The following is an 18,699-nucleotide window of genomic DNA, read 5'->3' on the forward strand; positions in this document are numbered from 1 at the left end:
CCGCCGCCCTCGTCAGTGAGCGGACTTATAGAGGACACACCCGAAACAAGTCAACAGCAGGTCAGACAGAAAATACAGAAAAGTGGTAGGTTATTGTTTCAAAAGGGGTATTTTCGGTTTTCGCCGGCGTGGATAGTTTTGGCCCCACAATTCCCTCTGATTTGCAGGCCATTGCGCTTGCTTCGCTTCACCCGGTCTCGTGAGATTGCTAAGGTTCCCTCTGTTCATCAGACCGGAGCTGTCCCATGCTTGTTCTCAACACCGAAGAAACCCGCAACGCCCTGCAATGGCCAGCTCTTATAGATGCCATCGAAACGATGTTTCGCGGTGGCTGCGTCATGCCGGTGCGGCATCACCATGAGGTTGAGGTTCCCGGTGAGAGCGACGCGACACTTTTGATGATGCCTGCCTGGGTGCCGGGCTCTTATATGGGCGTGAAGATCCTCTCGGTCTTTCCAGACAACAGCCAGCGTTCACTGCCCGCCATATTCGGCACCTATCTCCTCTCCTCCGGTAAGACCGGGGAAATGCTGGCGGCTATAGAAGGGGGGGAGCTGACGGCACGGCGAACGGCTGCCACCTCCGCACTGGCTGCGAAGTATCTGGCACGCAAAGATGCGACGTCGATGCTGATGGTCGGGACCGGTCGTCTGTCGCTTAATCTGATTGAGGCGCATGCGACCATCCGCCCGCTCGATACCATCCATATATGGGGGCGCAATATCGCGTCTGCTGAGAAGGCCGCAGAAGAAGCGCGTCAGCTGGGCTTCAATGCCAAGGCCTGTAGCAATCTTGAGGAAGCGGCGCGCTCGGCCGATATCATCTCCTGCGCCACATTGTCGAATGAACCGCTTATCAAGGGTGAATGGCTGAAGCCCGGTGCGCATCTCGATCTGGTTGGGGCGTTCAAACCGACCATGCGAGAGAGTGATGATGCGGCGGTGCAGCGGGCGTCTGTCTTTGTCGATACATTTGCCGGTGCGCTGAAGGAAGGTGGCGATATTGTCCAGCCTCTTGAGGCCGGCATCATCCAGCGCAGCGATATCCGCGCCGAGTTAGCGGATCTGGTGTCCGGACACCATGCGGGACGCAGCAACGCGGACGAGATCACCCTGTTCAAATCAGTGGGTGCCGCGCTGGAGGACCTTGCAGGCGCGATTCTGGCCTATGAGAGCGTGAAGTCAATTCGTGAGTAGCATGACCAATATGAGAGAACAAAACCTGCCAACCCTGCCGGTAACCGAAGTGCTGGGAGAGATAGGCGCGGCTTTGACCGCTGGCGTACAGGCCGTGCTTTGCGCGCCTCCGGGCGCTGGCAAGACGACGCTGGTGCCACTTTACCTGCTTGATCAGCCGTGGCGCGGCGATGGCAAGATCATTCTGCTGGAGCCGCGTAGGCTGGCAGCACGGGCAGCCGCCAGCCGCATGGCATCTTTGCTTGGCGAAAGCGTCGGTGAAACCGTGGGCTACCGGATGCGGCTGGATAACCGCATTTCCGGCAAGACCCGGATCGAGGTGGTGACCGAGGGTGTGTTTGCGCGGATGGTTCTGGATGACCCCGAGCTTGCAGGCATCTCTGCGGTTATTTTCGATGAGTTCCACGAACGCTCCCTCGATGGCGATTTCGGCCTTGCGCTGGCTCTCGATGTGCAGGCCGGGCTTCGCAATGATCTGCGCATCCTCGTCATGTCTGCGACGTTGGATGTCGAGCGGATCAGCGCCATGCTGAAAGATGCGCCTGTGATCAAGAGCCTTGGGCGCAGCTTTCCCATCGACATCCGCCATGATGACAGGCCGGGACAGGAGCGGATTGAAGACAAGGTGGCGCGGGCCATCATCGACGCCCATAACAGCGAAACAGGGTCCATTCTCGCCTTTCTGCCGGGACAGGGCGAAATTCTGCGCACTGTCGAGCGGCTGGAAGGCCGGTTTGGGCCGGACACGAGTGTCACGCCGCTTTTCGGCAATCTCTCCCAGAAGGAACAGGATGCGGCGATCAAGCCGACAGAGCCCGGCAAGCGCAAGATTGTGCTGGCAACATCGATTGCCGAGACCTCCATCACCATCGACGGCGTGCGGGTGGTGATCGATAGCGGATTGCAGCGTTTGCCGGTGTTTGAACCCTCCACCGGCATGACAAGGCTTGAAACCGTGAAAGTCTCCCGTGCCTCTGCCGATCAGCGGGCGGGGCGTGCAGGGCGAACCGAGCCGGGCATCGCCATCCGGCTGTGGCATGCGGGCCAGACAGCTGCCCTGCCTGCCTTTACCCCGCCACAGATATTGGCGAGCGATCTCTCAGGCCTTGCCCTCGATCTGGCCCATTGGGGCGTCAGCGACCCCGCATCCCTCGCCTTTCTGGATCAGCCGCCGCAGACGGCGCTTGGCGAAGCCCGCGCCCTTCTGACCAGCCTTGGCGCGCTGGATGCCGTTGGTGCCATCACGCCGCGTGGCCGGAAGATGCGTGAGCTGGCCATGCCCCCTCGCCTGTCCGCCATGGTCATTGCTGCCGGAGATATTGGACATGGCACAGAGGCGGCCATACTGGCGGTGCTGTTGACTGAACAGGGGCTGGGCGGCAATGATATCGATCTTGAGGAAAGACTGCGGCGTTTCAAACATGAGAAAGGCGAACGCGCCGTGGCTGCGAAGGGTCTGGCCAAACGCATAGCGACATCTCTTGGTAATGCTGCCCGATCTGACGAGCCTATCACATCAGGGGAGCTGTTGCTGCATGCCTATCCCGATCGCATCGCCTTCCAGCGCGGCGGGCGGGGACGTTATGTGATGGCGAATGGCCGGGGTGCCGAGCTGGCCGAGACAGAACGGCTGGCGACAGAGAAAATGCTTGTGGTGGCTGACGTGACCGGGCGTGCCGCACAGCCGCGCATTCTGGCCGCAGCCTCCATCCGCCGCATGGATGTGGAAGAGCATCTGCCTGACGCAATCACCAAAGAGGATCAGCTGTTTTTCGACAAGGCGAGCGGCCAGGTCCGCGCCCGCCGCGTGACCCGCATCGGTGCCATCATTTTAGAAGAAACCCCGCTTGGAAAACCGACGGGTGAAAAAGCCGCGTCTGCTCTGGCAAACGGCATTCGGGAGCATGGGCTGGCCATTTTGGCCTTTTCCAAAGAGGCGCAACAGTTGCGGCAGCGGCTCGGCTTTCTGCACCGCACGATTGGCGACCCATGGCCGGATACATCCGCAGAGGCGCTTGTTGCGCGTCTGGACGAGTGGTTCGTGCCGTTTCAGCATGATGCAAAGAGCATTCAGGACGTAAAGTCGGGCGGTATCATGGATGGACTTCTGTCGCTTGTGCCCCATGCGGCGCAGCGCGAAATGGGCAAATTGCTGCCGACGCATTTCGAGGCACCCACCGGGCAGAAGCACCCGATCAGCTATGACGGCGAAGAACCGACGCTGACCATTCGCGTGCAGGAGCTTTTCGGCCTGAAGCAGCACCCAGCGGTCGCGGGCGGCAAATTGCCACTGCTTCTGGAATTGACGTCACCCGCGCACAGGCCGATACAGACCACACGGGATCTGCCCGGTTTCTGGGCGGGATCGTGGAAGGATGTGCGCGCGGACATGCGCGGACGTTACCCGCGCCACCCGTGGCCGGAAGATCCCGCTTCGGCGCAACCGACCAACCGCGTGAAGCCGCGCGGCACATAGAGATATCATTTTCGCATGTCCCACTCGCAAACGTGCTGAACGCTTTGCGAGACATGCCTGAGAGGAGACGGGTTGATGGCAGCCCAGGCAGAAGAAAACACGCGGCTTGGCCGGGCCAGCCGCCACATTCGCCTGCAAACGATTGTCTGGCTGCGCTGGGTGGCCGTTGTGGGACAAAGTGCGACGATCCTGATCGTGGCCTTCGGGTTGAATTTTCCGTTGCCTCTGCTGACCTGTGCCGTGTTGATCGGCGCGCTTGCAATGGCCAATATCTTCCTGTCCGCACGCTTTCCCTCGACCTACCGGCTTGAGCCGTGGGAAGCGACGATGCTTCTGGCGTTCGACCTGCTGCAACTGACGGCGCTCATCTATATTACCGGCGGGCTTTCCAACCCCTTTGCGCCGCTGATCTGCGTGCAGGTCATCATCGCCTTTGCCTCGCAGCCCATGAAGCATTCGCTGATGCTGCTGGTATTCGCAATTGTCTGCGTTACCGCCATCGCCTTCTCGCCCTTTCCGGTTCCCTGGTACCCGGATGAAACATTGCCGATCCAGATCATCATCCATATCGGCATCTGGTGCTCCATTGTGGCCATGATGCTGTTTGCCGCTTTCTATGCCTATCGCGTGTCGCATGAGGCAAACCAGCTGGCGGATGCGCTGGCGGCAACGGAGCTGGTGCTGGAACGGGAAAAGCATCTTTCGCAGCTGGATGGCCTTGCAGCCGCTGCTGCCCACGAACTGGGCACACCACTTGCCACCATCAGCGTCGTGGCCAAGGAGATGGAACGGGAACTGGGCGAGGATGATCGTTTTCGCGAAGACGTGGCCTTGCTGCGCAGCCAGAGCCAAAGATGCCGCGATATTCTGCGCAGGTTGACCTCGCTTTCGGCTGAGGGTGAGGAGCATCTGCGCAAGCTGCCGCTGTCTTCATTGATCGAGGAGGTGATGGCACCGCACAGAGAATTCGGCATCAAGCTTCGGCTGGTTGAGAAAAGCGGGCGAAGCGGCGAGCCGGTGGGCGCGCGCAATGCCGGGATCATCTACGGCCTTGGCAATCTGCTGGAAAATGCGGTCGATTACGCAAAGGAGGCGGTGACTGTAACCGTCGAGCACGATTCACAGCAGGTCAAGGTGACGGTCGAGGATGATGGACAGGGCTATGCGCCTGACATTCTGGCGCGGATCGGCGAGCCTTATGTGACGAGACGGCAGGATATGACGCGCGCGGGAGGCTTGGGCCTCGGGCTTTTCATCGCCAAGACGCTGCTGGAGCGTTCAGGCGCCACACTGACCTTTGCAAACCGCGGACCGGAAGCCGCGGGTGCGCGGGTGACCGTTGTCTGGCCCCGCGACATTATGGACGATAGCAGGGCTAAGTAACTTTGTGAGGTGTGGCTGGCGGCAAGACGGCCACAGCCCTATATAAGACGAAATGGCCGCGAGATCAGGCCGGGAGATCAGGCATGAGTGACGAGCAGCAGAACAATCAGGCAGCTGAAGCAACCGTGGACACGGCAAACCCGATAGGGCCAGACGCATCCCTTTTGATCGTGGATGATGACGGTCCGTTCCTGCGCCGCCTGGCACGCGCCATGGAAACACGTGGCTTTACCGTCGACACTGCCGAATCAGTCAGCGAGGGCATTGCCAAATCAAGGCTTGCGCCACCGAAATATGCTGTCGTGGATTTGCGGTTGGGCGATGGCAACGGTCTTGAGGTGATCGAGGCCATTCGCCAGCACCGGGACGACACGCAGATCGTGGTTCTGACCGGTTACGGCAACATCGCCACAGCCGTGACGGCGGTGAAGCTCGGCGCACTCGATTATCTGGCCAAACCTGCGGACGCAGATGATGTGTTCAACGCGCTGACCCAGCGCGAAGGCGACAAGGTGGACCTGCCGGAAAACCCGATGTCTGCAGACCGGGTGCGGTGGGAGCATATTCAGCGCGTCTATGAAATGTGCGAGCGGAATGTGTCTGAAACGGCGCGGCGGCTCAACATGCACCGGCGCACCTTGCAGCGCATTCTGGCCAAGCGCGCACCGAAGTAAGGTTTAGTCGGCGTAATCCTTGCCGGTAGACCACTCAGCCATCATCAGGCGGCGGGCAGCGGTGCGGGCAAAGTCCAGCATCAGCGACTTGCGGGCGGCGGGCGGCATCTTGTGTTCCGGCGCTTCACGAACCATATGCGCGCCATAGCCATCGGACACGAACAGACCGCAGTCTTCCGGAAAGATATCCAGCGGCACGCCGCTATGGGTGGCGAAGAAGAGCCGGTCGCAATGCTGGCGATAATCAGGCCATTTGCGATCCACCTTAAAGTCCTCGATGGAGGATTTGATCTCGATGATCCATATCTCCCCCTTTACCGACAGGCTGATGAGATCTGCCCGACGCCCGCTGGAAAGCGACAATTCCGGTAGCACCGAGTGCCTCATCTCGTTCAGCAACACCTGCACGCCGCGCCGAACCAGCATCGCATTGGGCGATTGCCGTCCGTCGATTAACGGGTTGGTATTGATGATGGAAAGAATAGTCATGGATTAATCCGGGCCAGAAGCCCCTCTGATGTTGCAAAAAGGCCATCCGGCCAGAATTTCGAGCGTCATATTCTTCTGCTGCGAGGCCACGGCTTGCCAACACAAGATTAATCGAAAATAACCCCTTTATTCAATAGAGCTTCCTCCATCGCCTGATGATGGCGATATTTTCCCGCGAGATCACAATGCGCCTCCGCAATTTTTTGACTGCCCTCGGCCTGTCGTCGGCTTTTGCTCTGGGCGGTTGCGCCTCGACATCGACGTCGACGCAGACCGCAACTGCAAGCGCCCCGGCACCGGCCTATGTTGAAACGACACAGATTTTCGGCGACGAAGTCTATGGCGCAACGACCGATGCCGGTTATGCCCTGCCAGCCATTCCTATCAACCGCGTGGACAAGCGTTTCCACCGTCAGATCGTGGAATATTCGACGCAGGAAAAAGCAGGCACCGTGATCGTCAACACCCGCGAGCGTTTCCTCTATTACATCCTGCCAGGCGGCAAGGCTGTGCGCTACGGTATCGGCGTTGGCAAGCAGGGCTTTGCATGGGCTGGCGAAGCCTATGTTGCGTGGAAGCAGGAATGGCCAATGTGGCATCCGCCTAAGGAAATGGCAGAGCGGAAGCCTGAAGTTGCCCGCTACGTCGAAGGTGGCATGGGCCCAGGCCTGACCAACCCGCTCGGCGCACGCGCCATGTATCTCTTCAACGAAAAGGGCCAGGATACGCTGTTCCGCATCCACGGTTCGCCGGAATGGGCATCCATCGGCACCGCTGCTTCCTCCGGCTGCATCCGCATGATCAACCAGGACGTGATAGACCTTTACAGCCGTGTCCGTCCGGGCCGCAGCTCCAAGGTTGTCGTGATCCAGTAAGATCATCCGCAATCGAACACGAAAAAGCCGCCGGAAACATCATTTCCGGCGGCTTTTTTGTTGCTTCAGTTATTACGCTGTCTGCTTGGCCTTCAGCTCCAGACGGCGGCGGTGCAGGACCGGTTCGGTGTAACCGTTGGGCTGTTCCCGACCTTTAAGAACCAGTTCGAGCGCCGCCTGAAAGGCAATCGAGCTTTCGTAATTCTCGGCCATCGGACGATAGGCGGCATCACCTGCGTTTTGTCCATCGACCACCTTGGCCATGCGCTTCATGGTCTCGACGATCTGCTCTTGCGAGACCACGCCGTGGCGCAGCCAGTTGGCCATGTGCTGGGCGGAGATGCGCAAGGTGGCGCGGTCTTCCATCAGGCCGATATTGTTGATGTCTGGCACCTTCGAGCAACCGACGCCCTGATCGACCCAGCGCACGACATAGCCCAAGATCCCTTGCGCATTGTTGTCCAGCTCCAGCTGGATTTCCTGCGCACTCCAGTTGGGACGAACCGCGACCGGGACGGAGAGGATATCGGCGAGCTTGGCGCGGTCGCGATCCTTCAAGGTCTCCTGAACTTCAGCCACATCCACACTGTGGTAATGGGTGGCGTGAAGCGTGGCGGCAGTTGGCGAAGGCACCCAGGCCGTGTTGGCACCGGCTTTGGGATGGGCGATCTTTTGCTCCAGCATGGCGGCCATCAGATCAGGCATGGCCCACATGCCCTTGCCGATCTGGGCATGGCCGGAAAGACCGCAGGCGAGGCCAATATCGACATTCCAGTTTTCATAAGCCGCGATCCATGCCGCCTGCTTCATGTCGCCCTTGCGGATCATCGGGCCAGCTTCCATAGAGGTGTGGATTTCATCGCCGGTGCGATCCAGGAAGCCCGTATTGATGAACACGACGCGATCCTTGGCGGCGCGAATGCACTCCTTGAGGTTGACGGTGGTGCGGCGCTCCTCATCCATAATGCCCATTTTGATGGTATTGGGTGCCATGCCGATCAGCGCCTCAACGCGACCGAAAATCTCAGACGCAAAGGCCACCTCTTCCGGGCCGTGCATCTTCGGCTTGACCACATACATGGAGCCTGCACGGGAATTCTGATGGCGACCACCGGGGCCGACATCGTAAAGCGCGATAAGGCCGGTCACGATGGCATCCATGATGCCTTCGGGAATTTCTCTTCCATCACGATCCAGCACGGCGGGGTTGGTCATGAGGTGGCCGACATTGCGCACCAGCATCAGCGAGCGGCCCGGCACCGTCAGCGCCGAACCGTTGGGTGCGGTATAGTGGCGGTCCGGGTCGAGGCGGCGGGTGAATGTCTTGTCGCCCTTGGCCACTTCCTCGGTCAGATCGCCGCGCATCAGGCCAAGCCAGTTGCGATAGGCGACAACCTTGTCCTCTGCATCCACAGCGGCAACCGAATCCTCGCAATCCATGATCGTCGTCAGCGCCGATTCGAGGATGACATCGGACATGCCGGCGGCATCGCTTTTGCCGATATCGGTCGATGGGTCGATGACGATTTCGACGTGAAGACCGTTCTTGGTCAGAAGGATGGATGACAGCGCGGATGCTTCACCATTGTAGCCTGCAAATTGTGCGGGATCGCCAAGGCCGACCCATTCCGCGCCAAGGCCGATTTCCAGAACGCCGTCAGCAATCCTGAAACCGGTAATGTCGCTCCAGCTGCCGCTTGCCAGCGGGGCGGAGCGATCCAGAAAATTCCGTGCCCAGGCGATGACCTTTGCGCCACGCTTGGGGTTATAGCCCCTGCCCTTTTCGGCACCATCGTCATCGGAAATTGCATCCGTGCCGTAGAGCGCATCGTAAAGCGAACCCCAACGAGCATTGGCAGCATTCAGTGCATAGCGCGCATTCATAACCGGCACGACGAGCTGCGGACCGGCAAGGCCGGCGATCTCGGGATCGACATTTCGCGTGTTCACCTGGAAGGCAGCGCCTTCCGGCAGCAGATAGCCGATATCGCGCAGAAAGGTCTCATAGGCGGCAAGATCAACCGGCGCGCCATTTTCGCGGTACCACGCATCCAGCTTTTCCTGAAAACCATCGCGCTTTTGCAGCAGCTCACGGTTTTTCGGCGAGAGATCATCAACGATCTGCGCAAAGCCCGCAAAGAATGCTTGTCGCTCCAGACCGGTTTCCGGAAGCACCTCGTCTGTCAGAAAACGATAGAGTGTTTCGTCAAAGGAAAGACCATGCTGTTCAATGCGGCTCACCGTTATATCTCCCATGTCCGTTGTCTTTAGGCTGAGAGTGGACGCTGAACGCCCGTCTCGTCAATCGCAGCCGCGTGCCGAATGATTTTTTCTTTCGGCAAATCGTTCTGATCCACCCTGAAACTAGAGAAGACCTTCAAGTTCCGGCAGTTTCTCGTTTACCAGCCAGCCGTAATAATTTTCCTCGGGCATCAGGGGCCCCTGTCCGCTGCCGGCGCGCTCGCGGTTCTTTCGGGCGAGCACGGCTGCGCGCTGCTGACTGCCACCGAGATTATAGAGTGTGGACGTGACGCCGGGGTTCTTTGAAATATCCAGATCGGCAATCGATTTATAGTCATCGATGGATTTGCGGATGGCGGCGGCCATATAGGCCAGCGAGCGATCCGGGTCCATGATGGCGGTGTAGACGGCTGCCGCATCGTTCTCGTCCAGTTTTTCATAGCCTGATATGCGCGCCACCATATCCGACAGCATCAGCGCCGTCAGCGGGTTGATCTGGCCAAGGCCGAATGTCTGGCCGGCATAGAAGGGCTGGAAGAAAACCGCGCTGAAGCGGTTGTCGGGATAGCTGACGCCATCCACCGTCTTGCCGCGAAAACTGTCATCCCAGACGTCTTCCCGGCAGGTCCAGAGGCTGACGGAATCACGCTTGGCGTCGCATTTTGCAAATTGCGAATGCGCCAGAAACTGCGCGATGCTCTCATCCTTGTACCCGAAGCGGAAGCTGTTGCCTGCATAGGCCGCAGCCTTGACGTAATAGGATTGCAGCCGGTCATAGGCATCGACATTATAGGTATGCTCGCCAACGATGGCGCCGACCATGTGGATGGGATCGATGCCATAACGGCTGGCTGTGGATTTGATCTTGGAGATGAGTTGCTTGTCGGTGGACAAAAGCTCGACAACCTTTTGATACTTGCGATCAAAGGTCGAGTTGGAGCCCTTGGTGCGCCGCGCCGAGGCGCCGGGGACGCCGGGTTGTTCGGCATTGCGGTTGCCGGGCGGGACCGTTGTTGCCGCCTGCGCATAGGACTGCGAGAGCGAACCGAAAGCCACGACAGCAGCCAATGCCAGAAGAGTTTTACGCACGAGCAGACGCCTTTTTCTCGACCGGTGCGATGACCGGACCATTTCATTCCAGAGCCGTTAACGCTTTCATTAGCGAAATCCGTGGCCTGATGTCGAGAGAAGTCCAGTAAAATAAGAGTGCGGCAGGGTCTGCCGCACTCTTATGGTTTAAAGGATATAGCGCGAAAGGTCGGTATCCGCAGCGATATCGCCCACATGTTCCTTCACATAGGCCTGATCGATCTTCACCGCAGAGCCGCCTCTGTCAGGTGCGTTGAAGGAAATTTCATCCAGCACCCGCTCCATGACCGTCTGCAAACGACGCGCACCGATATTTTCGACCGAGGCATTGAGGTGAACTGCAACATCGGCCAAAGCGTCGATAGCGTCATCGGTAAATTCGAGGCTCAACTCTTCCGTCGCCATCAGCGCGATATATTGGCGGATGAGGCTTGCCTCCGTTTCCGTCAGGATGCGGCGGAAATCTTCCTTGGTCAGCGGCTTCAGTTCCACGCGAATGGGCAAACGGCCCTGAAGTTCCGGCAGAAGATCCGATGGTTTCGACACATGGAATGCGCCGGATGCGATGAAGAGAATATGGTCTGTCTTCACAGGTCCATATTTCGTGGAGACCGTCGTGCCTTCCACCAGCGGCAGCAGATCGCGCTGCACGCCTTCGCGTGACACACCGGCACCCATGCCGCCATCGCGGGCAGCAATCTTGTCGATTTCATCGAGGAAGACGATGCCGTCATTTTCCACGGACTTCACCGCTTCGCGCTGGATGAGGTCATTATCCAGCAATTTGTCGGATTCATCCTGAATGAGATCGGCGTAGGATTTTTCCACCGATGTGCGCACCTTCTTGGTGCGTCCACCCATGGCCTTGCCGAACATGTCGGAAAGATTGAGAACGCCGATATTGGCACCCGGCATGCCGGGAATATCGAAGCCGGGCATGCCAGAGCTTGTATCGGCAATCTCGATATCGATCTCCTTCTTGTCCAGCTCGCCATCGCGCAGCTTCTTGCGGAAACTGTCGCGGGTGGCTGGCGATGCGGTCGAACCGACCAGCGCGTCCAGCACGCGCTCCTCAGCACTTGCATGGGCCTTCGCCTGTACTTCGACCCGCTTCTTTTCGCGGATTAGCCCGATGCCGATTTCCACCAGATCACGGATGATCTGTTCGACATCACGACCGACATAGCCGACCTCGGTGAATTTGGTGGCCTCGACCTTGATGAAGGGCGCACCGGCGAGCTTTGCCAGACGGCGGGAAATCTCGGTCTTGCCGACACCGGTCGGTCCGATCATCAGAATGTTCTTCGGCATCACCTCATCGCGCAGATCGTCAGCCAGTTGCTGGCGGCGCCAGCGGTTGCGCAGCGCAATGGCCACGGCGCGCTTGGCATCATTCTGGCCGATAATGTGGCGGTCGAGTTCAGAGACAATCTCGCGGGGAGAAAAAGTCGTCATCTTGTTCCTTTCGGCGTCCCATTGCGGCCAGCCGTTGCGGCCCGGCCCACAAGACCCATGAGTTCTAGAAGGCGCAGTCTACTCTGCGTCGAGCGTTTCAATCACGAGATTATGGTTGGTATAGACGCAGATATCGGCAGCGATATCGAGCGACTGACGCGCAACCTCTTCCGCCGACTTGTCCGAATCCATCAAGGCGCGGGCAGCGGCATAGGCGTAGTTTCCGCCAGACCCGATGGCGATTGTGCCATGTTCCGGCTCCAGCACATCGCCATTACCGGTAATGGCCAGCGTGATCGACTTGTCGGCCACCAGCATCATGGCTTCAAGGTTGCGCAGATACTTGTCCGTCCGCCAGTCCTTGGCGAGCTCCACGGCTGCCCGCATCAACTGCCCCTGATATTGCTCCAGCTTCTTTTCGAGACGGTCGAGCAGCGTAAACGCATCGGCTGTTGCACCGGCGAAACCTGCAATCACATCACCGTCCTTGCCGATGCGGCGCACCTTGCGGGCATTGCCCTTCATCACCGTCTGGCCGAGGCTGACCTGGCCGTCACCGGCCATCACAACCTTGCCGGCTTTTCTCACCGTAATAATTGTTGTCATCAAACACCTGTTTGCCCTTGAGCGGGCGTTACACGGGATCCGTCGTCGATCCGTTTCAAAACCTATGTAAGTCCCGTTTTTGCGATTGCAAATGACGTGACCGCAGCTGACCTGTTTGCGATGCGGCAAGACAATGTAATGGCTGGATATTTACTGCCTGTGCTGATAAGGAACGCCGATATTGATACGGAGAAGCCCAATGGCAGAGCGTAGAGCCGAGATTTCCCGCAAGACGAACGAAACAAGTGTTTCCGTGCGCGTGAATATTGACGGGACAGGCACATCGAAAATTTCCACCGGCGTGGGCTTTTTCGATCATATGCTCGACCAGCTCAGCCGCCATTCCCTCATCGACATGGAAATCAATGTTGCAGGCGACCTGCACATCGATGACCATCACACCGTTGAAGACACCGGCATTGCAATCGGTCAGGCCATCTCCAAGGCGCTCGGCGACCGTCGCGGCATTGCCCGCTATGCCTCGCTTGATCTGGCCATGGATGAAACCATGACCAAGGCCGCCGTCGATATTTCAGGTCGTCCGTTTCTGGTCTGGAATGTTGCGTTTTCTGCGCCGAAGATCGGCACATTCGACACGGAACTGGTGCGCGAATTCTTCCAGGCACTGGCCCAGAATGCAGGCATCACCCTGCATATTCTCAACCATTACGGTGCCAACAACCACCATATTGCCGAGACATGCTTCAAGGCGGTTGCCCGTGTTCTGCGTGTGGCAACCGAGATCGACCCACGCCAGGCAGACCGCGTTCCCTCGACAAAGGGCATGCTGGCCTGAACCGGATGAAACAGCCAGTGCGGCTCAAGGGCATTCGCGCTTTTAGCCGTTGCTGTGAACGTTGTCAGGAAAGCCGATGACATCTTATTTCGTTCTGGAAGCACCTGGTGGCGCAGACCGCGATCACCGTTCCACGCGGTTCATAGCCGATCGCTTTTCCTGGCTGGCACTGCTGTTTCCCTGGGCGTGGTTTGCCATCCACCGTCTCTGGTGGTTGTCCATCGCCATCATCGTGCTTCAGGTGGCAGCCAGCCAGATGTCAGGGCTTGGAGGTTTTGGCATCATCGGTTCGCTGTTTGCCCTATCGGTAGGTTTGATAGCCGGCTTGGAAGGACGCAACATCGTGGCACGACATCTGGTTCTGAAGGGCTGGACGCTAAAGGCCGTCATTCCCGCCCGTGATCTCTCGACCGCCGAAGAAACCTATTTTTCCAACCTGGCGGAAGATGACGCAGCTGAGGTCTCCGCCATTCCGCAGCCAGAGTGGAAACGGGACCGCACCAACGGCAATGGATTCATGAACGATCCGGCAGGCTCGTTTCAGTTCGATTTGAATGGAAGGCGCTGACATGCGTGTGGCAATTATTGATTATGGCTCCGGCAATCTGCGCTCGGCAACGAAAGCCTTCGAGCGTGCGGCCCGTGAAGCCGGTATCGATGCGACCATCGATCTCACCGACAGCCCCGAGGCTGTTGCCTCCGCAGACCGCATCGTGCTGCCGGGCGTGGGTGCCTATGCCGATTGCCGCGCAGGTCTGGATGCCGTCACCGGCATGCATGAGGCGCTGGTTGAAGCCGTCGAGACGAAGGGCCGCCCCTTCATCGGTGTCTGCGTTGGCATGCAGCTCATGTCCTCGCGCGGTCTGGAAAAGACTATAAGCCAGGGATTGGGCTGGATCGAAGGCGATGTGGTGGAGATGACGCCGTCCGATCCCGCCTTGAAAATCCCGCAGATCGGCTGGAACACGCTGGACCTGCACCGCCCTCACCCGCTGTTTGATGGCATCAAAACCGGCCCCGACGGGTTGCACGCCTATTTCGTGCATTCCTACCACCTTGCCGCCAAGCACGCAGACGATGTCATTGCCACCACCAATTACGGTGGCGCGATGACGGCCTTCGTCGGTCGTGACAACAAGGTCGGGGCGCAATTCCACCCGGAAAAGAGCCAGACGCTCGGCCTCGCCCTCATTTCGAATTTCCTGCGCTGGAAGCCGTAATCCACTTTCATGCAATCTAGGTTAGACTATATATCGGTATTGAACCGGCTTCAGATGGAGAGTGACATGAAAAAGGGTACAAACGGCAGGGTGTCTTACACGATAAAGCCGTCCAAGCCAGGTAAGGCAACCTTCTCCAATGTTGTCCTGCCAAACGGGCAGATCATACGTCATGTCGATGAGCAGGTTCACAAACGAGCCCTTTCCAATGCTTCCAGAATTTATAAGGAAAAGGCATGAGTCCTTCTGATGGGGTTGCAGAAGAAGTGACTTTTGAGGAAGCCAAGAAGAGCGACTATAACAAAGTTCTTGAATACTACGTGGAAGACTTGGGTTCTGACGAACTCGATCTTGTAGGTATCCTCGCCTATGGTCTCTACAAAAGACAGAAGCGCGACTGGATTGTCCAATATAAAACCCGAAACACGGGTCACAAGCCTTCGTCTCAAGAGGTCGCCGCCGTAACAAGTAGCTATCTGACCGAAGACTTGAAAAATACGCTTCGTAATCGAGCTTCGGACATATTGAGTGGTTATGCGGACACATATGTTCAGGCGATAGATCCCCAGATTAGAATCGATGCCCTAAACTCTGAATCGCTTAGGCAAGCGAGAGACATAGAAGCTTCCATCAAGAACCAATCCACATTCTGGTCACAGGTTTGGGTTGGTATCGTGTCTACAGCGATATGGACGCTCTTCATTACTGCCATTGCCCTAACGGTTGCGTTCTTAGGTTCGGACATTCTGGATGCCATTAAATCCATTCGCGATACCGCAAGTTCAAGCCCATAAAGCAGTACTGACATGATCCTATTTCCTGCAATCGACCTTAAAGACGGCCAGTGCGTTCGCCTCAAGCTTGGCGATATGGACCAGGCGACCGTTTACAACGAAGACCCCGGCGCACAGGCCAAGGCGTTTGAAGACCAGGGTTTCGAGTGGCTGCATGTGGTGGATCTGAACGGCGCATTTGCCGGACAAAGCGTCAATGGCGATGCCGTCGACGCCATCCTGAAAGCGACCAAGAACCCGGTGCAACTGGGTGGCGGCATCAGAACGCTTGATCATATCGAGGCATGGCTTTCCCGCGGTCTTGCCCGCGTCATTCTCGGCACCGTTGCCGTGCGCGATCCGGTTCTGGTCATTGAAGCCTGCAAGCGTTTTCCCGGACAAATCGCCGTCGGCATTGATGCCAAGGGTGGCAAGGTGGCGGTGGAAGGCTGGGCGGAGGCCTCCGAGCTTGGCGTGATCGAACTTGCCCAGCGTTTCGAGGGTGCGGGCGTTGCCGCCATCATCTACACCGATATTGATCGCGACGGCATTCTGGCTGGTATCAACTGGGCGTCCACGCTGGAACTGGCCAATGCCGTTTCCATTCCCGTGATCGCCTCTGGCGGCCTTGCCTCCATCGAAGACATAAAGCGGATGCTGGAGCCGGATGCTGCCAAGCTGGAAGGTGCGATCTCCGGTCGCGCGCTCTATGATGGCCGCATCGACCCGGCAAACGCTCTGGCGTTGATCAAGGAGGCACGCGCATGACGCTGAAAGCCCGCATTATTCCCTGCCTTGACGTCAAAGACGGTCGCGTCGTCAAAGGCGTCAACTTCGTTGACCTCATCGATGCGGGTGATCCGGTGGAAGCGGCGAAAGCCTATGACGCTGCCGGTGCCGATGAGCTTTGCTTTCTCGATATCACCGCCTCTTCCGACAATCGTGATACGATTTTCGACGTCGTGTCCCGCACGGCAGACCATTGCTTCATGCCGGTCACGGTCGGCGGTGGCGTTCGTGCCGTTTCAGATATTCGCAAGCTTTTGCTGTGTGGTGCCGACAAGGTCTCGATCAATTCCGCTGCCGTGAAAGACCCTGACTTCGTGGCGCAGGCGGCAGATAAATTCGGCAATCAGTGCATCGTCGTTTCCATCGATGCCAAGAAGGTTTCTGGCATTGGCGAAATGGACCGCTGGGAAATCTTCACCCATGGCGGCCGCCAGCCAACCGGTATCGACGCCGTTGAATTCGCTATCAAGATGGTGGAGCGCGGTGCGGGCGAATTGCTCATCACCTCCATGGACCGCGATGGCACCAAAAGCGGTTACGACATTGCGCTGACCCGCACCATTGCCGATCAGGTCCGCGTGCCCGTTGTCGCATCCGGCGGTGTCGGCACGCTGGACGATCTCGTTGCAGGCGTGAGAGATGGCCACGCAACGGCTGTTCTTGCCGCATCCATCTTCCATTTCGGCACCTATTCCATCGGTGAAGCCAAGGCCTATATGGCCGAGCACGGCATCGCCATGCGTCTCGATTAAGCCAAGGTAGCGAGAGATGACCAGCTTTTCCCTTTCCGATCTGGAGCGCATCGTCGCTGAACGCGCCAGCGCCTCGCCCGAGCAATCCTGGACGGCCAAGCTTGTGGCGGCGGGCCAGCCCCGCGCTGCCAAGAAGCTGGGCGAAGAGGCGGTGGAAGCCGTCATCGCCGCCATATCCAATGATCGCAAGAACCTGACAGATGAGGCAGCCGATCTGCTCTACCACCTGCTGGTGGTGCTGAAGATCGCAGATATTCCGTTGTCCGATGTGCTGACTGAGCTGGAGCGCCGCACGGGCCAATCCGGCTTGCAGGAAAAGGAATCGAGACCAAACACATGACGACCGTGGCACGCATGGGAGGACAAGGCATGCCAAACACGCTCGATCATTTCCGCCCCGACGAATATTCACCCTATAATTTCTTCAGCTCGGAAGAGTGGTCGAAATTTCGCGCCGATACCCCGATGACGCTTTCAGCCGACGAGCTGAAGCGGCTGCGCTCGCTGAACGACCCTATCGACATGGATGAGGTCAAGCGCATCTATCTGTCGCTGTCGCGCCTTCTCTCCACCCATGTCGAGGCTTCGCAGGTGCTGTTTGATCAGCGCAACCGGTTTCTCAATATGGAAGGTGTCAACAAGACGCCTTTCGTCATCGGCATTGCCGGATCGGTCGCGGTCGGCAAATCGACGACGGCGCGTATTCTGAAAGAACTTCTGGCGCGCTGGCCTTCCAGCCCGAAAGTCGATCTGATCACGACGGACGGTTTTCTTTACCCCAACGAGGTGTTGCGGCGGGAAAAGCTAATGGAGCGCAAGGGCTTTCCCGAAAGCTACGATATCGGCTCGCTCCTGCGGTTCCTCTCTGCCATCAAGGCCGGGCAGCCGGATGTGCAGGCACCAAGCTATTCTCACCTGATCTATGATGTCCTGCCCAACGAGTTCACCACCATCGACCGGCCCGATATTCTCATTTTCGAGGGAATCAACGTCCTGCAATCGCGGGACTTGCCTGAGGGCGGGCGGATCGTGCCGATCGTTTCGGATTTCTTCGACTTCTCGATCTATATCGATGCGGACGAGGACCTGATCCACCAGTGGTATGTGAACCGCTTCATGAACCTGCGCCAGACGGCGTTTCGTGATCCATCATCCTATTTCAACCGCTATGCTTCGATCTCGGAAGAAGCCGCGCTGGCGATTGCCGAAGGTCTTTGGGAAAACATCAACCTGAAAAACCTGCGCCGCAACATCGTTCCGACGCGCCCGCGCGCCGACCTGATCCTGCGCAAAGGAAAGAATCACCTGATCGACACGGTGGCGCTGCGCAAGCTCTAGCCCTAGCTGGAGGTGCTCTGTCCGCTAATCATTGTCGGGTCTGCCGCGCATCTTCTTGACGTCCGATCGCCCGGACTTGGCCTTCAGGCGGCGTTCCACCGAACCCTTGGTGGGCTTTGTGGCCCGCCGTACCGGCGGCGGTGGCTCTGCGGCTTTCAGAACCAGTTCCTTCAACCGCTCGCGTGCATCTTCGCGGTTGCGCTCCTGCGTGCGAAACCGGTTGGCCTCGATCATCAGGACGCCATCCTTGGAGACCCGCCTGCCGCCTAGATGAAGTAGGTTGGTCTTGACGCGATCCGAGAGGGACGGCGAATTAGCGACATCGAAGAAGAGTTGGACGGCGGTAGAGACCTTGTTGACGTTCTGCCCGCCCGGCCCGCCAGCCAGCACGAATTGCTCCGTCAGTTCCCATCCGGCAATCGTTATTCTGTTGCTGATAAATAATGCGGCGCTGGCCATATTCGTTCTCCGGCGGCGGTGATGCCACAGATCGATGCGAATGAAAACTATTCACAAGCGCCGACCCCGCATTTGACGTCATCCTAGG

Annotated in this window: 20 protein-coding genes; 14 read left to right on the forward strand and 6 right to left on the reverse strand. The window is 58.2% G+C overall.

The window, feature by feature from the left end; all coding sequences use genetic code 11:
* Positions 1 to 245 precede the first annotated feature (245 nt).
* The 4 genes from IFT53_RS12530 to IFT53_RS12545 all read left to right on the forward strand — a co-directional run bounded on the left by IFT53_RS12530 (position 246) and on the right by IFT53_RS12545 (position 5,729).
* A complete protein-coding gene (locus IFT53_RS12530; protein ID WP_192065044.1) occupies positions 246 to 1,196 on the forward strand; it encodes an ornithine cyclodeaminase family protein in 951 nt (316 codons plus the stop codon).
* 10 nt (positions 1,197 to 1,206) lie between these two features.
* Positions 1,207 to 3,672 (forward strand): ATP-dependent helicase HrpB, encoded by a 2,466-nt coding sequence (gene hrpB / locus IFT53_RS12535; RefSeq protein WP_192065477.1) that lies wholly within the window; start codon positions 1,207 to 1,209, stop codon positions 3,670 to 3,672.
* A gap of 75 nt (positions 3,673 to 3,747) precedes the next feature.
* A complete protein-coding gene (locus tag IFT53_RS12540) occupies positions 3,748 to 5,055 on the forward strand; it encodes an ActS/PrrB/RegB family redox-sensitive histidine kinase (protein WP_192065046.1) in 1,308 nt (435 codons plus the stop codon).
* 83 nt (positions 5,056 to 5,138) lie between these two features.
* Complete coding sequence (locus IFT53_RS12545; RefSeq protein WP_192065048.1) at positions 5,139 to 5,729, forward strand: ActR/PrrA/RegA family redox response regulator transcription factor; 591 nt, start codon at positions 5,139 to 5,141, stop codon at positions 5,727 to 5,729.
* Between the two features lie 3 nt (positions 5,730 to 5,732).
* On the opposite strand, the gene IFT53_RS12550 is transcribed toward IFT53_RS12545, so the two are convergent.
* Positions 5,733 to 6,218 (reverse strand): MmcB family DNA repair protein, encoded by a 486-nt coding sequence (locus IFT53_RS12550; protein WP_042619227.1) that lies wholly within the window; start codon positions 6,216 to 6,218, stop codon positions 5,733 to 5,735.
* Positions 6,219 to 6,403: 185 nt separating this feature from the next.
* Between IFT53_RS12550 and IFT53_RS12555 the strand changes: the two genes are divergently transcribed.
* Positions 6,404 to 7,093, forward strand: a complete 690-nt coding sequence (locus tag IFT53_RS12555; protein ID WP_042619237.1) for a L,D-transpeptidase — start codon at positions 6,404 to 6,406, stop codon at positions 7,091 to 7,093.
* 72 nt (positions 7,094 to 7,165) lie between these two features.
* On the opposite strand, the gene IFT53_RS12560 is transcribed toward IFT53_RS12555, so the two are convergent.
* The 4 genes from IFT53_RS12560 to hslV all read right to left on the reverse strand — a co-directional run bounded on the left by IFT53_RS12560 (position 7,166) and on the right by hslV (position 12,484).
* On the reverse strand, positions 7,166 to 9,334 hold the full coding sequence (locus IFT53_RS12560) for a malate synthase G (RefSeq protein ID WP_192065050.1): 2,169 nt from the start codon (positions 9,332 to 9,334) through the stop codon (positions 7,166 to 7,168).
* Positions 9,335 to 9,457: 123 nt separating this feature from the next.
* Positions 9,458 to 10,423: a DUF1402 family protein gene (locus IFT53_RS12565; RefSeq protein WP_192065052.1), complete on the reverse strand. Its 966-nt coding sequence runs from the start codon at positions 10,421 to 10,423 to the stop codon at positions 9,458 to 9,460.
* A 147-nt stretch (positions 10,424 to 10,570) separates the two neighbouring features.
* Positions 10,571 to 11,878, reverse strand: a complete 1,308-nt coding sequence (gene hslU / locus IFT53_RS12570) for an ATP-dependent protease ATPase subunit HslU (protein WP_192065055.1) — start codon at positions 11,876 to 11,878, stop codon at positions 10,571 to 10,573.
* Between the two features lie 78 nt (positions 11,879 to 11,956).
* On the reverse strand, positions 11,957 to 12,484 hold the full coding sequence (gene hslV, locus IFT53_RS12575) for an ATP-dependent protease subunit HslV (protein WP_042619225.1): 528 nt from the start codon (positions 12,482 to 12,484) through the stop codon (positions 11,957 to 11,959).
* A gap of 199 nt (positions 12,485 to 12,683) precedes the next feature.
* Between hslV and hisB the strand changes: the two genes are divergently transcribed.
* The 9 genes from hisB (at position 12,684) to coaA (ending at position 18,152) form a co-directional block, all read left to right on the forward strand.
* Entirely contained in the window at positions 12,684 to 13,280 is a 597-nt protein-coding gene (hisB, locus tag IFT53_RS12580) for an imidazoleglycerol-phosphate dehydratase HisB (protein WP_192065056.1), read from the forward strand.
* A 76-nt stretch (positions 13,281 to 13,356) separates the two neighbouring features.
* Entirely contained in the window at positions 13,357 to 13,848 is a 492-nt protein-coding gene (locus IFT53_RS12585) for a DUF2628 domain-containing protein (protein WP_192065058.1), read from the forward strand.
* Between the two features lies 1 nt (position 13,849).
* Entirely contained in the window at positions 13,850 to 14,500 is a 651-nt protein-coding gene (hisH, locus tag IFT53_RS12590) for an imidazole glycerol phosphate synthase subunit HisH (protein ID WP_192065060.1), read from the forward strand.
* Between the two features lie 66 nt (positions 14,501 to 14,566).
* Complete coding sequence (locus tag IFT53_RS12595; protein ID WP_192065062.1) at positions 14,567 to 14,740, forward strand: hypothetical protein; 174 nt, start codon at positions 14,567 to 14,569, stop codon at positions 14,738 to 14,740.
* Entirely contained in the window at positions 14,737 to 15,294 is a 558-nt protein-coding gene (locus tag IFT53_RS12600; protein ID WP_192065064.1) for a hypothetical protein, read from the forward strand. The genes IFT53_RS12595 and IFT53_RS12600 overlap by 4 nt, the downstream gene beginning before the upstream one ends.
* Positions 15,295 to 15,306: 12 nt before the next feature.
* Entirely contained in the window at positions 15,307 to 16,041 is a 735-nt protein-coding gene (gene hisA, locus IFT53_RS12605; RefSeq protein ID WP_192065065.1) for a 1-(5-phosphoribosyl)-5-[(5-phosphoribosylamino)methylideneamino]imidazole-4-carboxamide isomerase, read from the forward strand.
* Positions 16,038 to 16,814, forward strand: coding sequence for an imidazole glycerol phosphate synthase subunit HisF (hisF, locus tag IFT53_RS12610; RefSeq protein ID WP_192065067.1), 777 nt, complete (start codon positions 16,038 to 16,040; stop codon positions 16,812 to 16,814). The genes hisA and hisF overlap by 4 nt, the downstream gene beginning before the upstream one ends.
* A 16-nt stretch (positions 16,815 to 16,830) precedes the next feature.
* Positions 16,831 to 17,154 (forward strand): phosphoribosyl-ATP diphosphatase, encoded by a 324-nt coding sequence (locus tag IFT53_RS12615; RefSeq protein WP_192065069.1) that lies wholly within the window; start codon positions 16,831 to 16,833, stop codon positions 17,152 to 17,154.
* A 14-nt stretch (positions 17,155 to 17,168) separates the two neighbouring features.
* Positions 17,169 to 18,152 carry a type I pantothenate kinase gene (coaA, locus tag IFT53_RS12620; RefSeq protein ID WP_192065479.1) on the forward strand — a complete coding sequence of 328 codons (984 nt, stop codon included), beginning with the start codon at positions 17,169 to 17,171 and terminating at the stop codon, positions 18,150 to 18,152.
* Positions 18,153 to 18,176: 24 nt separating this feature from the next.
* Here the strand turns inward: coaA and arfB are convergent, their stop codons facing one another.
* Positions 18,177 to 18,611, reverse strand: coding sequence for an alternative ribosome rescue aminoacyl-tRNA hydrolase ArfB (gene arfB / locus IFT53_RS12625; protein WP_192065071.1), 435 nt, complete (start codon positions 18,609 to 18,611; stop codon positions 18,177 to 18,179).
* Positions 18,612 to 18,699 lie beyond the last annotated feature (88 nt).

The organism is Rhizobium sp. CFBP 13644 (assembly GCF_014842165.1).
GTDB lineage: Bacteria > Pseudomonadota > Alphaproteobacteria > Rhizobiales > Rhizobiaceae > Agrobacterium > Agrobacterium tumefaciens_C.

Bases quoted from the DNA above. Each gene is read 5' to 3' on its own strand.
- IFT53_RS12530 (WP_192065044.1), top strand. From the start codon at position 246: ATGCTTGTTCTCAACACCGAAGAAACCCGCAACGCCCTGCAATGGCCA.
- hrpB (WP_192065477.1), top strand. From the start codon at position 1,207: ATGAGAGAACAAAACCTGCCAACCCTGCCGGTAACCGAAGTGCTGGGA.
- IFT53_RS12540 (WP_192065046.1), top strand. From the start codon at position 3,748: ATGGCAGCCCAGGCAGAAGAAAACACGCGGCTTGGCCGGGCCAGCCGC.
- IFT53_RS12545 (WP_192065048.1), top strand. From the start codon at position 5,139: ATGAGTGACGAGCAGCAGAACAATCAGGCAGCTGAAGCAACCGTGGAC.
- IFT53_RS12550 (WP_042619227.1), bottom strand. From the start codon at position 6,218: ATGACTATTCTTTCCATCATCAATACCAACCCGTTAATCGACGGACGG.
- IFT53_RS12555 (WP_042619237.1), top strand. From the start codon at position 6,404: ATGCGCCTCCGCAATTTTTTGACTGCCCTCGGCCTGTCGTCGGCTTTT.
- hslU (WP_192065055.1), bottom strand. From the start codon at position 11,878: ATGACGACTTTTTCTCCCCGCGAGATTGTCTCTGAACTCGACCGCCAC.
- hslV (WP_042619225.1), bottom strand. From the start codon at position 12,484: ATGACAACAATTATTACGGTGAGAAAAGCCGGCAAGGTTGTGATGGCC.
- hisB (WP_192065056.1), top strand. From the start codon at position 12,684: ATGGCAGAGCGTAGAGCCGAGATTTCCCGCAAGACGAACGAAACAAGT.
- IFT53_RS12585 (WP_192065058.1), top strand. From the start codon at position 13,357: ATGACATCTTATTTCGTTCTGGAAGCACCTGGTGGCGCAGACCGCGAT.
- hisH (WP_192065060.1), top strand. From the start codon at position 13,850: ATGCGTGTGGCAATTATTGATTATGGCTCCGGCAATCTGCGCTCGGCA.
- IFT53_RS12595 (WP_192065062.1), top strand. From the start codon at position 14,567: ATGAAAAAGGGTACAAACGGCAGGGTGTCTTACACGATAAAGCCGTCC.
- IFT53_RS12600 (WP_192065064.1), top strand. From the start codon at position 14,737: ATGAGTCCTTCTGATGGGGTTGCAGAAGAAGTGACTTTTGAGGAAGCC.
- hisA (WP_192065065.1), top strand. From the start codon at position 15,307: ATGATCCTATTTCCTGCAATCGACCTTAAAGACGGCCAGTGCGTTCGC.
- hisF (WP_192065067.1), top strand. From the start codon at position 16,038: ATGACGCTGAAAGCCCGCATTATTCCCTGCCTTGACGTCAAAGACGGT.
- IFT53_RS12615 (WP_192065069.1), top strand. From the start codon at position 16,831: ATGACCAGCTTTTCCCTTTCCGATCTGGAGCGCATCGTCGCTGAACGC.
- coaA (WP_192065479.1), top strand. From the start codon at position 17,169: ATGGGAGGACAAGGCATGCCAAACACGCTCGATCATTTCCGCCCCGAC.
- arfB (WP_192065071.1), bottom strand. From the start codon at position 18,611: ATGGCCAGCGCCGCATTATTTATCAGCAACAGAATAACGATTGCCGGA.